Genomic DNA, 13,020 nt, shown 5'->3' on the forward strand with positions numbered 1-13,020 from the left:
CGTTTCATCCTTGCACCCCGGTTCCCGCCGCGCTGCGCAGTGCCGAGTAATCGACGGCCACTTCGCGGCGCTCCTTCAGGGAGCGGTAAGCAGCTTCCGATACGGCGATTACGCGCAGGCCGTCCGCCAGCGAAATGAGCGGCTGCTTGTTCTCCCGGATACAGTCAACGAAATGGCTGTTCAGGCGAACCCACATATCGTTGCTGTCGAACGACGTTTTCCGCTCCGGTCCGTTATCGTCCTTCACAAGCAATTGTCCGTTGTTGTTCACGGCCGTCAAACGCTCGGTAGCCACTCCGGTGATGTCATATTCGACGCGGGTCACCCAAGGGGTGCTGACTTGCCCGATGCCGCCGTTTGCAAACCGAAGCGATACGGTAAAGGCGTCGGCGACGCTGCCCGGCGGCAGCAGATACGTTCCGCCGTAGGCGAATACCGATTCAATCTCGCCGCACATCCATGTCAGCAGATCGTAATCGTGCGAGCCGTGGGAGAATATTGGCCCTTTCGCCGTAACGTCGTCGAAATACCAGTTCGGTGTATCATAATAATGATCGCGGTATTTGTCGTACACCCGCTGATTCGGATCGAGAAAATGGGTGCGCATCGACCACGCCTGGATCGGCTTGCCGACATCGCCGGAAAGCGTTTCCTTCATCGCCCGATATACCGGAGAGAAGCGCAGCGGATAAGCGACCATCGCCTTCAGCTCCGGATGTTTCGCTCCGGCTGCCACGATCTCCGCCCCATCCTCCATGGATGTGGCCAGAGCTTTTTCCAAAAACAGATGCTTGCCCGACTCCAGCACAGCCTTGGACGCATCGACGTGCAAATGGTCCGGGGTCGCCACCCATACCGCATCCAGATCCTGGTCCAGCAGAGCCTCATAGCTGTCATAGACCGTAGCGCCGACTTCGGCGGCCAGCGCCTCCGCCTTTGCCCGCGTCCGGTTATGCACGGCCGCCACCTTGACGCCCGGCAGCGTATGGAGCGTGCGGGCATGCAGCGATCCCATCAGCCCGCAGCCGATAATTCCTACTTTTATAGTCATAGAGAGCAGCTCCTTCTTAGGATTTATCGTCTTACAGCGTTACGGGAACGCCTTGGCTTCCGTACATCGACCAGATCGTCCGGTGCGACTTCAAAATTTCGTGACCGTCCGTTTCCGGCCGTTGTCCGGTTGCGATGGACTCGAGGAAATGCTCGATTTCGAACAGCACGTTTTGGCCGCGGCGGGTCGGATACTCGGGCGGACGCTGATACAGCGTTTCCGTACCGTCCTTGGAAATGGCCGTTACAGTCCACATGCTGTTGTCCAGCTCAAGGAAGCCTTCGGTCAGATGAATATGGAATTTCGCCGGCGGTTTTTTGTATCTCATCCCCCAGCTCGTCGTGAGATGGGCGATCGCGCCGCTCTTGAACTCGATAATGCCGTGGGACGTGCCTTCCCCTTCCATCCATTCGGTGCCGACGCGCGTGCCGAAGTGCGATACCCGATTCGGTTCGCCGAGCAGGTAAAGCAAAATATCGATATAATGGCAGCCGTGGCTGAACAAACATCCGCCGCCCAGCTTTTCCTTGCTTGCGAACCAAGTGCCCGGAGCCGGAGTCAAAAACGCTTCGACCCAGCCCTGCGCGCTGATCGGCTTGCCGTACTTGCCGCTGTCCACCGCTTCCTTCAGCTTGCGGATAGCCGGGAGGAACCGGACGACGAAGGCGAGCATCAGCGTTACATTGTTCTGCTCCGCGGCGCGGATGACGTTGAGGCAATCTTCCTCGGAATTGGCGAGCGGCTTCTCGAGCAGCACGTGCTTGCCGGCGGCGATCGCGGTCAGCGATTGCGGCGCGTGCAGATGGTGCGGCGTACACAAGCTGACCGCGTCGATATCGTCGAGAATTTTCGTCCAGTCCGTCGTGTAGTTGCAGCCGAGCTCGGCGGCTACCTTCGCGGCCTTTTCTTCGTCCAGATCCACTACCCAGCGCAGGTCGGACCGATCCGCCAATTTATAGGCATATGCGTGCTCGAGTCCCATGTTCAATCCGACAACGGCGGTGCGTATTTTATTCATTGTAACCCTCTCCTCGACATTAAGTTTTGATTTAGCTTCAATGCGATTATACCGAGGACGATTGTCGAAAGATTTGGCCTAAACGATGATAAATTTGCACTTTTACGAATTGTTTGCACTTTTATTGACTGTCTCAAAAAGATCGCCTACTATAGCTTTAGTAAGTCTCCCTCATAAGGATGTGGCGGTCATGAATCGGCGTTACCGGCATATTGTGCTTCAGGAGCAGCTGACGATCGATAAAATTTATTCCTTTCACTATACCGAGCTGAACAAAAATTACGTATACAGCGGCGAACAGCATTCGTTCTGGGAGTTTCTGTACGTCGACAAAGGCGAAGTCGAAGTAACGACCGATTTTACTACGTTTCATTTGAAGCAGGGCGAAATTATTTTTTATTCGCCGGACGAGTTTCACAGCCTTAGGTGCAACCAGAAAACGCCGCCCAACGTGTTTATTATCGCGTTTGATTGCGAATCCGAGGCGATGCGTTTTTTTTCGCGCAAAGCGTTCTCCGTCGGCGACGAGGAGCGCAAGCTGCTGCTGCTGCTGCTCGATGAAGGCGCGAAGCTGTTCAAGCTGCCGATCATATGGCCCCCGGGCTGGAAGCCGGACCGGACGGTCCACCGGCTAACGAAAAACGAAGACCCGGAGTTCGGCTGCGAGCAGCTTATCAAAATTTATTTGGAAGCGCTTCTGATCCGACTCGTACGCAACAACCGCGCCCAGACGACGCCCAAGGCGAAGCTGTCTTCGATTACGAAGGAGAAAAGCAAGGACGAGCTGATCGACCGTATCGTCGACTACTTGCGTCTCCACTTGTCGGAGCATCCGACGCAGGAGCAGATTTGCACCGCATTCGCTTTAAGCAAGACGCATTTGCGCGCCGTCTTTCGCGAGCATACCGACTACGGCATTACGGAATATATCGTCAAAATGCGCATTGACCTCGCCAAGCAGATGATTCGCGAGGAAACCCGCAATTTGACGGAAATCGCCGAGCATCTCGGCTATTCGAGCCTGCATTATTTTTCGCGCCAATTCAAAAAGGCGACAGGAGTGTCGCCTTCGGAATATTTAAAAACAATGAAAGCCCGCATGTAGGTTTAATGTTTATGCTGCGACCTTCGAGTTGTAGCCGCCGATCAGCTTGCGGCGTTTGCGCCGGCGCGTCGTCAGGACGCTGCCGAAACCCATCAGGAACGTCGGGATGCCGGCAAATACGAGTGTTATAAGCCATTCCTTCACGCCAAGCGGAACGGTTTTGAAGATCGGCTGCAGCGGCTCCACGTACATGACGACGAGCATCAGCGCCAGCGAAGACAGCACGGCCAGCACCAAATATTTATTTTGCAGCGGATTGCGGTGAAAAATCGAACGCGAGCTGCGGCAATCGAACACATGGATGAGCTGCGCCATAACCAAGGTGGCGAAGGCGACCGATTGGGCCTTGAGGAGTCCGGCCGCGCTGTCCGGGTTTTCCTGCAGCATGATCCAGAATGCGGCCAGCGTGCAAACGCCGATCAGCAGCCCGCGGCTGATGATTTTCCAGCCGAGACGCCGGGCGAATATGTTTTCCTTCGCCGTGCGGGGCCTTTGCTGCATCAAATCTTTTTCCGGCTGATCGACGCCGAGCGCCATCGCCGGCAAGCCGTCGGTGACGAGGTTGACCCACAAGATCTGGATCGGCACGAGCGGCATTGGCATGCCCAGCATCATGGCGAGAAACATCGTCATAATTTCGCCGACGTTCGAGGCGAGCAAATAACGGATAAATTTGCGTATATTTTCGTATATGCCCCGCCCTTCCTCGATCGCCGATACGATCGTGGCGAAGTTGTCGTCGCTTAAGACGAGCGCCGATGCTTCCTTGGTGACGTCCGTTCCGGTTTGCCCCATCGCGATGCCGATATCCGACGCCTTGATCGCCGGAGCGTCGTTGACGCCATCGCCTGTCATCGCCACGACATGGCCTTTGCGCTGAAGCGACTTGACGATGCGCAGCTTGTGCTCGGGCGAGACGCGCGCGTATACGTAGGTTTGATCCGTCTTCTCGTCCAACTCGTCGTCGGACAACGCGGCGATTTGCTGTCCGGACATCGACAGTCCGTTCGCCGGAATCATACCGAGCTGTCTCGCGATCGCCTCCGCCGTCGCCAGATGATCGCCGGTAATCATGACCGTTTTGATGCCGGCCCGCTTGCACGTCTGGATCGCGTCTCTTACTTCTTTGCGCGGCGGGTCGATCATGCCGGCGAGACCGACGAAGACGAGCTGGCTTTCGAGCGTATGCGGCGTATCCTCGCGATCGGTCGACTTCAGCTCCTTGTAGGCGAAGCCGAGCACGCGCAGCGCGGAGCGGGCCATCCCTTCGTTCGCGGCAATCACTTTCTGCTTCAGCGTCGGCGTAAACGGGATCACCTTGCCATCCCACAGCACATAGGCGCATTTTTCGAGCACAACGTCGGGTGCGCCTTTCGTGAACAGCAGGCGGCCTCCCTGATGATGCATCAGCACCGACATCCGCTTCCGGTCCGAATCAAACGGCAGTTCGCCCTTCCTGTCGTACAGCCCCTCCAGCGACTGCCTCGTAATGCCGGCCTTCGCGCCCAGCACGACCAGCGCTCCTTCCGTCGGATCGCCCTTGATCGAAAAGACCGGCTTCAGCGGACCTTTCGCCCCTTTTCGCTTCTGCTCCGGCATTTCTTCGTGCAGCACGGCGTTGTTGCACAGGACGCCGATTTGCAGCAAACGGCGAAGCGTCTGGTTTTGCCGCAGATCGACGGGCGCGCCGGCCTTTACGATGTGTCCGGACGGCTCGTAGCCGTCTCCGGTTACTTCGAGCACGTCTCCGCCGAGCCAGACGTGAGTGACGGTCATTTTATTTTGCGTCAGCGTTCCCGTTTTGTCCGAGCAGATGACGGACGCGCAGCCTAGCGTTTCTACCGACGGCAGCTTGCGTACGATCGCTTTGCGCTTGATCATGCGCTGCACGCCGAGCGCAAGGGCGATCGTAACGATCGCGGGCAATCCTTCCGGAATGGCGGCGACGGCGAGGCTGACCCCGGCCAAAAACATCGCGTAAGGCGGCTGGCCGTGCAAAATACCGGCGATGACAACCATGATCGTCAGCCCGATCGCAACCGCGATCAAAATTTTGCCGAGCTGCTCGAGACGGTGCTGCAGCGGCGTTTCCATCGTTTCGGTGTTCTGGATCAGATCGGCGATTTTGCCCATTTCCGTGCCCATGCCGGTGCGAACGACGATTCCCTTCGCCGTTCCCCTCGTGACCATCGTCCCCATGAAGCCGAGATTTTTCTGATCCCCAAGCGGCACTTCCCCGCTCTCCAGCGCTTCCGTATGCTTGCCTACCGGAACCGACTCGCCGGTCAGGGCGGATTCTTCCACGTACAGGCTGTTCGCCTCGATAAAGCGCACATCGGCAGGAATGCGGTCCCCGCTCTCGATGAGAACGATGTCTCCCGCTGCCAGTTCCCTTGCCGGTACTTGCGCGAGCTCTCCGTCGCGTATCACTTTGGCGGTAGGCGCCGATAGCTCCTTAAGCGCCCGCAGCGACCGCTCGGCCCTGAACTCCTGAATGAAGCCGAGGATGCCGTTCATGACGATGATCGCCACAATCGTAATCGCGTCCAAATATTCGCCCAGCAGACCGGAGACGAGTGTGGCTGCCATGAGCACAAGCACCATGAAATCTTTGAACTGATTCAAAAACAGCACGATCAGCGGCACGTTCCGCTTCTCCGTCAGCTCGTTATTCCCTCCGCGCTCCCGGCGCGCCTTCGCCTCATCCCAGGTAAGACCGTGAGCCGGTACGACATCGTGCGCGCGCGCCGCTTCCTCCGCCTCCATCTGATACCACATCTTCTGTTCCACGCTTTATTCCCTCCCGAAGCGCCATAATGTACACGCCCATTCAACGTAAATGTATTCAGACAAGCCGGAAAATATCCCACCGCCCGTCCGTTTTCCGATTATTTTCAGCCGCGCACGTTCGCCAAAAATGATTAAAACATTTGTTCCTCCCGTCCTGTTGTGGCATGATAGGAGAAGCCCGTAAGCGCGCCGGTTGCGGACGCTGCGGACTTCTTAGAGCTTTATCCAAAAAGGAGTGTAACATCATGTCATTGGACGGTCTGGTCACTCGTGCGATCGCAAGCGAGCTTGCGATGTGCGAAGGCGGCCGCATTAATAAAATCAACCAGCCCTCGCGCAGCGACATCGTTCTGCAAATTCGGGCGCGCGGACAAAACCTGAAGCTGCTCTTATCGGCGGGGGCCACGTACCCGCGGGTTCACCTGACGGAAGCCCAATACGTGAATCCGACCGAGGCGCCCATGTTCTGTATGCTGCTGCGCAAGCATTGCGAAGGCGGCGTCATCGAGAAGGTGGCGCAGGTCGGGCTGGAGCGCGTTCTGCATATCGACGTCAGACAGCGCGACGAAATCGGCGATATTAGCCTGAAGCGGATCGTTGTCGAGATTATGGGACGGCACAGCAATATCATCCTGCTCGATCCGGCGTCGGGCACGATTCTGGACGGCATCCACCACGTCACCCCGGCTATCAGCAACTACCGGATTGTCATGCCCGGCAGCTCCTACACGTCTCCTCCGGAGCAGGGCAAAGCGAATCCGCTTGAGATGACGGAAGCGACGTTTATGGATGCGGTAAACAAACCGGACGAAGCCGGTACGCTAACTCGTCAGCGGCTGGTCGATTGCTTCAGCGGCGTAAGCCCGCTGGCCGCCAGAGAGATCGTGTTCCGCAGCGGCATCCCGGCAACTGCCTTAGCTCTTGAAACGGATTGGAGCGCCGTATGGAATGTGTTCCGCGAGGTGATGCAGGACGTCGGCGCAGGACGGTTTACACCGGTAATCGCAGACGAGACGGGAAGCGGCAAGGCCTACTTTTCCGTCATCGAGCTCACCCATGTCGAAGGCACTTCAAGCCGGTTCGATTCGGTGAGCGCGTGCCTGGAGTCCTATTACGGAGATAAAGCGGTGCGGGATACGGTCAAGCAGCGGGCTTCGGACATGATCCGTTTTCTGCAAAACGAACGCAACAAAAATGCGAAAAAGCTGGAGAAGCTGGACGAAACGATCGAGGAAGCGAAAGGGGCGGACGAATACCGGATACTCGGCGAGTTGCTCACCGCCTCCCTGCATACGATCCGCAAGGGCGACAAATCGATCGAAGTGATTAACTATTATGACGAGGAGCAGAAGCCTCTGCGCATCGAGCTCGACCCGCTGCTGAGCCCTTCCGAGAACGCGCAGCGTTACTTCAAGAAGTATACGAAGCTGCGGAACAGCCTCGAAGCGGTGAACGAGCAGATCGAATCGGCCCGCAAAGAAATCATTTACTTCGATACGCTGCTCACTCAGCTCGACCGGGCTGCGCTGGTAGACATCGAGGGCATCCGCGAGGAATTGATCGAGCAGGGTTATCTCCGCGAACGCGGGGGCAAGAAAAACGTCAAAAAGAAAAAGAACGACAAGCCGGTGCTTACCTGTTATACGTCCGGCGAAGGCGTTCCGATCTATGTAGGCAAAAACAACATCCAGAACGAATATTTGACGAACCGGGTCGCCCAGCCGAACGATACGTGGCTGCATACAAAAGATATTCCCGGCTCCCATGTCGTCATCCGCGCCGACAAATTCGGTGAGGCGACGCTGCACGAGGCGGCGATGCTGGCCGCATATTACAGCCAGGCGAAGTCGTCCAGCCAAGTACCCGTCGACTACACGCTCATCCGTCACGTACGCAAGCCGAACGGGGCGAAGCCGGGCTTCGTTATCTACGAGCGGCAAAAAACGCTGTATATGACGCCCGACGAGGACGCGATCAAGACGCTGCCGGTAACGGTGAAATAAAAGAAGAAAAGGCGGTCACCATGCGCGGTGCCGCCTTTTTGCATATCAACTCGTTCTTTACACCGGGAGGACGGAGTAGCTGTTCGTATCCTGCGAGATCACAGCCGTTATCTTTTGGTTGTCCGGCATCAGGAGCGTGCTCGTTCCGCTTTTGACGGAACAAAGCGCCGCCTGGTTGTATTCCGCTCCGCTATCGTTCTTGATGCACATTTCGTCCAGCGCTACCGCGGCAAGTTCGCTTCGCCTCATCGTAAAAGCATTGTCGTGCACCTGCACGGAAGTTCCCCGGCTTGCCCGGAATAAACGTACGCCTAGCTGGTCGTGCGTTTTGCATACGATCGTGTTGCCCTGGATTTCGATACTCGCCAGATCGCCGATATCGTCGCAGTTCATATAGATGCCGCAGGCGCCGTACGGCTCATTAGCTGTAAAATCTTTGATCGTGTTGCCCTTGACCACAATACCCTGCTGATCTCCGCGAATAATAACGGGATTCCGGAACCCTTTTAACAAATTGTTCTGCACGACCACATCGAAGTTGGTACTGAGCCGGCCCCGGATGATGCTCGTTCGCAGCTCGATGCCAATCTCCGCACGCCTTCCCTCCAGCCAGTTCCCTTGGATGAGTCCGCTGTTCGTCTGATTGGCGATTACGATGGCGGCCCGAACCTGATCTTTGATCGTATTGCCCTCGATAATAAAATCCTGAGCACGCTGGTTGACGTCCCGTCCCATGCCGAAGCCTTGTATCGAGAAGCCGTCGACGTTATCCTCGAGCACGTTGCCGATTGCGATCGGTTTCCTTGCCCCGCAAAGCCGAACGGCATGCTGCGAACTCCTCTTGATGAAGTTCCCTTGGATGAGACACTCTTCGCCGCGGATGATTTCGATTCCCGAGCCTTCGGCGGTGTTGACGATCACGTTGTACAGCAGCTTCGTGCCGAACGTATGGGTGGCCGCGCGAATGGCGGCATCGTCGCAATTGTCGAACCAGCAGTGCTCGATTACCGTTCGCTTCGCCCCCGTAATATGAATGCCGTGAACTTCCGAATCCGTCCCATCGTAATAAACGTCCGGACTGCATACGTTTTTCACCTGAAGATGTCCGATATAAACATCATTTGCCCGCGATGTGATATGGATGCCCGGGCCGAGCGCCTGAAATTGAAGCACAGTAGATGCTTTTCCTGCTCCCCGTAACAATGTTGCCGCACCCGGCTTCAAGGTCGCCGCAGTTAAATACGTGCCTGGTGGTAGGGACAACTCGCCGCCCGCGGCACGGTCCAGCGCTTCCTGGAGCGCGGCCGAATCGTCGTGGCCGACATAAACGCCGCGCATTTGCTCCAAAGCGGGACGATCCAGCGTTACCGTTCGCCCGTCCACGGCCGCGATTCCGGCAAGCAGATAGCTGCCGAACTGTACGACTTCCAATCTGCCGACGGCTCCGGTGGATGCCGAATCGTACGTCCCGGTTTCTCCCTTCATAGCTCCCTCGACTTTTGCCACGAAAAAGACCACATTTGAATTCGCATAACCGCCGGGAACCCAGTTTTTGTAGGAGCCGCTTCGCCATTGGGCGGCAATTTCCCGCGCAGCCGTCCGCTTCCCTTTCTCCATCACAAGCTCCGCTTCGACGCCGGTGTTCTGTCCGTATACAAAAGAATCTCGCTTGATCCCCGGCTCGCCGGCTGTCAGCCGCACTTCTGCCGTTCCCGCTTCGCCGCCGTTCGTCCATCCTTCGAAAAACCAGTCGCGAATCCGATCCGCGATGACCGGCACCGTCTCGCCCGCTTGGACGGGAATCAGAAATTCTACTGTATCCAGTACGATTGCTATATACCCGGAAGCCGAACAGCCCTGCGTCAGGCGCAGCGCAACCGTTTCGCAGCCTGCTTCAACCTCCGTCACCCGGACTTCCTCACCCGGAAGAACAAGGCTGATTACGCCCGAACTTCGCGCATCCTCCTCGATAACGAGCGACAGCACTTCCCGCAGCGGTTTTCCCGCCCCCGCAATCAAGATGCCCTGCCCCTCCGCGAAATCGATCTCTTCATCCAGAACGAGCCGTCTGCTTCCCGATTCGATCGTTCCGGTCGTCCATTTCGACGATCCCGACAGATGAGGAACGGCATCGTTGTTTCCCTTCATCCTCACAACCCCTTCCAACCGATTTAAAAACTAGCGATCTTTTACTATAATATATTCATCCTATAACCGTAAGGGGGAGTGACTTATGACGGAAGTCAAACCAAGAAAACGTTTACGGTTGCAAACGGAAATCGAGGTCGCCGATTTATATACGTTTTACTATTTCGAACTGCCTACGCACTATATGTCCGGGATGGAACAGTACGATTTCTGGGTGCTCAGCTACATCGACAAGGGCGAAATGCTCGTAAATCTGGAAAACGACGAACGAATGCTGAAGCAAGGCGAATTGACGCTTTTCAGACCCGGCACCCTGCACCGGGTATCGTCTTCGGACCGGAGCGCGCCGAACGTAATGATCGTCTCCTTCGAATGCCATTCCCCCGGTTTAAACGGCTTGGCCAACAAAACGCTAGTTTTGACGGATTCGGAAAAGCGGCTGCTTTCCTTCATTTTGCAGGAAGCCTACCGATCGTTCGAGTTAAAAACGCAAGACCGCGAAATCGTCAGAAGCCCGAATCCGCCTTTCGGCGGCGAACAAATGATCAAAAACGTACTGGAGCTACTGCTGCTGGCGCTTGCAAGAAGATCAACGCCGCAAAGCGAGACCGAGGCTCCGGCGTCTATCGTCAAACCGGTCAAGGACGGCGGCACCGTTTCCGACATTATCGAATTTATGAAAACCCGGCTGTCCGGCCAAGTTACGGCCGAAGAAATCGGCAAAACGTTCGGAATCGGTAAAGCGCAGCTGTACGCAGCCTTTAAAACGAAAACAGGGTACGGGATTATGGAATACTTCAAGCTGCTGAAAATGGAAGAAGCGAAGCGGCTTATTCGCGAAGACAAACGGACCATAACCGAAATTGCCGCTTCGCTCGACTTCAACAATGTGCAGTATTTCTCCAAACAGTTCAAGCGGCTGACCGGCATGAAGCCGACGGAGTACGCCAAGACGGTGCATGCCCGATTCGGCAGAGGCAATCTGGATTTGCCGCTTACTTCCATTTAGCCGCCTTGGAACGGCTCCTTTTAGAGACGGTTTCCTGCCAGCGTCGTCGTGCCGCTGCCTCCATCGAGGTATGAGGCCGTCTCTCCCCCGTCCAGCATATCGTTGTTCGCCACCAGATTATCGCTGCAATCGGCCGACTGAATGCGAATACCGTACGCGGCGCGGGCGGCTCCGTTTCCTTTGCGAGCCGTGTTCAACTGCAAGTTGTTGAAGCCGCTGTTCTCCATGACAAGAATATTATCGTAGACGTTGTGGGCGGCCTGACTGTTGCCGATGCAAGTGTTCGACAATAACTCGTTATGGTGGGATTCCTTTCTCAGCCACAGACCGGCCTGTTTGTTCTCGCTGCATGTATTGCCCGTAATCTTGTTGTAAGAGGACTGCCACAGTTGGATGCCGTAAACGTTCTCGATGCAAAAGTTGCCCGACAAGTCGTTAAACTGGCTCGTCGTACCGACCAAGCGGATTCCGTACAAATTCCCGTTCGACCGGTTATCCGCTACATGAGTATATTGGCTATACGTAACGCCGATCCCTTCCTGCGCGTTATTCAGGCAGTCGTTACCGCTGATCGTATTATGCCGGATGCGGGAGGTCGCGGTTCCTTCGACGGATATCCCTTTCCCGCCGTTTCGGGCTGCCGTATTCCCCATGATGTCGTTGTGTTCGGTTATAACCGAACGGGTGTTGATAGCGATCCGAATGCCCATGTCCGTGTTATCGCTGCAATTGTTGAACAGCACTTTGTTGTTCGAAGCGCTCCGGATCTGAATGCCGCGTGTATTGTGCAAGCAGCTGTTCGACTCAAGAATGATATTTCGCGCATTCGTATCGGTCGTTCCGTATATGCCGATGCCGCTCCCCGCGTTGTCATTGCATTCGCAGCCGATTACGGCAAAATCGGTGACGACGACGGTACCATTCGGCTCGAGATCGATTCCGCTCTGCGGTTCGGTTCCGTTCGTCTTGTTGAATCGGCTGGCCAAGGCGATTCCGCCTTTGCACGCCGTGACCGACATCCCCTGCCTCCGGTTATTTTCACAGGTGACGCGAATGATTTTGATCTGCTCGCATTCGACACGCGGGTTTTGGCTGTCGTTCGTTCCCAGGTAGATGCCGTCTCCCCAGCAATCGCGGACGATCGTATCGCATACCGTGACATTGCGGCTGCTGCGGATCGAAATGCCCATCCCCCACTCGCCCGTCGTTCCCAGATGCTCGTTGCGCTCGCCGACGACCGTCCCTCCGCGAACCGTCACATTTTCCTTATTAATAATATTGATGACCGCGAATCGCTCCTTGTCGTTCGGTATCGCTTTTAGCACGGCGCCGGGAGATAGCAGAAGCGTCGTATTGCTGGCCGGCCGAAGCTCGCGAACCGCATCGATCCGGTAAACGCCGTCGGCGATATACACGGTTCCTCCGGCTGCGGGGACACTATCCAAAGCACTCTGGATCGCTCCCGTGTCGTCGGTGCTTCCGTCTCCTTTGGCGCCGAACCATTTGGCATGGATCGCTTCGCCGTAATGCCGTTTGAACCGGATGCCCGACGTGTTCACGAGCACCGTCCCCGTATTGTCTGCCGATAAGCTATCGTTCGCATCGGCATGAAACCATCCTTCATGCCCGGGATCGGTGATGTACACTAACGTATAGGGTTCTGTCGACGCCCGAAGCCCCGATACCGTTAATGTGACGCAGCATTCTCCGGGCTGGCCTCCGGTCCCGTATACCGCATGCGATACCGAGGGTCGCTCCGCACCGCCTGCCTCAAGCAGCGTCGTTTGACTCAAAGCGGCCGCAGCTCCGGCCATTCCGAGCGATACAAGCAGCTTTCTGCGGCTAATGCCCTCCTTCCTTTCAGATACCGGATTTCCGCTCCCATGGTTCAACATA

At 56.3% G+C, this 13,020-nt stretch carries 8 protein-coding genes; 3 read left to right on the forward strand and 5 right to left on the reverse strand.

All coding sequences use genetic code 11. The features are described from left to right. Window positions 1-4: 4 nt before the first annotated feature. Together D7M11_RS01350 and D7M11_RS01355 are read right to left on the reverse strand one after the other, a co-directional pair. Window positions 5-1,051, reverse strand: a complete 1,047-nt coding sequence (locus tag D7M11_RS01350; RefSeq protein WP_120745343.1) for a Gfo/Idh/MocA family protein — start codon at window positions 1,049-1,051, stop codon at window positions 5-7. Between the two features lie 31 nt (window positions 1,052-1,082). Next, window positions 1,083-2,069 carry a Gfo/Idh/MocA family protein gene (locus tag D7M11_RS01355; protein WP_120745344.1) on the reverse strand — a complete coding sequence of 329 codons (987 nt, stop codon included), beginning with the start codon at window positions 2,067-2,069 and terminating at the stop codon, window positions 1,083-1,085. 190 nt (window positions 2,070-2,259) lie between these two features. On the opposite strand from D7M11_RS01355, the gene D7M11_RS01360 reads away from it, so the two are divergent. After that, entirely contained in the window at window positions 2,260-3,174 is a 915-nt protein-coding gene (locus D7M11_RS01360; RefSeq protein ID WP_158606377.1) for a helix-turn-helix domain-containing protein, read from the forward strand. 9 nt (window positions 3,175-3,183) lie between these two features. On the opposite strand, the gene D7M11_RS01365 is transcribed toward D7M11_RS01360, so the two are convergent. Further along, complete coding sequence (locus D7M11_RS01365) at window positions 3,184-5,964, reverse strand: calcium-translocating P-type ATPase, SERCA-type (protein WP_193556072.1); 2,781 nt, start codon at window positions 5,962-5,964, stop codon at window positions 3,184-3,186. A gap of 245 nt (window positions 5,965-6,209) precedes the next feature. Here D7M11_RS01365 and D7M11_RS01370 point away from each other — a divergent pair, with 245 nt between their 5' ends. After that, on the forward strand, window positions 6,210-7,967 hold the full coding sequence (locus D7M11_RS01370) for an Rqc2 family fibronectin-binding protein (protein ID WP_120745346.1): 1,758 nt from the start codon (window positions 6,210-6,212) through the stop codon (window positions 7,965-7,967). A 57-nt stretch (window positions 7,968-8,024) separates the two neighbouring features. On the opposite strand, the gene D7M11_RS01375 is transcribed toward D7M11_RS01370, so the two are convergent. Further along, on the reverse strand, window positions 8,025-10,115 hold the full coding sequence (locus D7M11_RS01375; protein WP_120745347.1) for a right-handed parallel beta-helix repeat-containing protein: 2,091 nt from the start codon (window positions 10,113-10,115) through the stop codon (window positions 8,025-8,027). An 85-nt stretch (window positions 10,116-10,200) separates the two neighbouring features. Between D7M11_RS01375 and D7M11_RS01380 the strand changes: the two genes are divergently transcribed. After that, the gene (locus D7M11_RS01380) at window positions 10,201-11,124 is read left to right on the forward strand and encodes an AraC family transcriptional regulator (RefSeq protein ID WP_120745348.1); all 924 of its coding nucleotides are present in this window, start codon (window positions 10,201-10,203) and stop codon (window positions 11,122-11,124) included. A gap of 20 nt (window positions 11,125-11,144) precedes the next feature. Here D7M11_RS01380 and D7M11_RS01385 read toward each other — a convergent pair whose 3' ends face one another. Continuing rightward, the gene (locus D7M11_RS01385; RefSeq protein ID WP_158606378.1) at window positions 11,145-13,019 is read right to left on the reverse strand and encodes a NosD domain-containing protein; all 1,875 of its coding nucleotides are present in this window, start codon (window positions 13,017-13,019) and stop codon (window positions 11,145-11,147) included. Window position 13,020 lies beyond the last annotated feature (1 nt).

The organism is Paenibacillus ginsengarvi (assembly GCF_003626695.1).
GTDB classification, from domain to species: domain Bacteria; phylum Bacillota; class Bacilli; order Paenibacillales; family NBRC-103111; genus Paenibacillus_AB; species Paenibacillus_AB ginsengarvi.

What these genes read in the sequence shown, in the direction of transcription:
- D7M11_RS01360 (WP_158606377.1), top strand. Translation starts at nt 2,260, where the DNA reads ATGAATCGGCGTTACCGGCATATTGTGCTTCAGGAGCAGCTGACGATC.
- D7M11_RS01370 (WP_120745346.1), top strand. Translation starts at nt 6,210, where the DNA reads ATGTCATTGGACGGTCTGGTCACTCGTGCGATCGCAAGCGAGCTTGCG.
- D7M11_RS01375 (WP_120745347.1), bottom strand. Translation starts at nt 10,115, where the DNA reads ATGAAGGGAAACAACGATGCCGTTCCTCATCTGTCGGGATCGTCGAAA.
- D7M11_RS01355 (WP_120745344.1), bottom strand. Translation starts at nt 2,069, where the DNA reads ATGAATAAAATACGCACCGCCGTTGTCGGATTGAACATGGGACTCGAG.
- D7M11_RS01350 (WP_120745343.1), bottom strand. Translation starts at nt 1,051, where the DNA reads ATGACTATAAAAGTAGGAATTATCGGCTGCGGGCTGATGGGATCGCTG.
- D7M11_RS01380 (WP_120745348.1), top strand. Translation starts at nt 10,201, where the DNA reads ATGACGGAAGTCAAACCAAGAAAACGTTTACGGTTGCAAACGGAAATC.
- D7M11_RS01385 (WP_158606378.1), bottom strand. Translation starts at nt 13,019, where the DNA reads ATGTTGAACCATGGGAGCGGAAATCCGGTATCTGAAAGGAAGGAGGGC.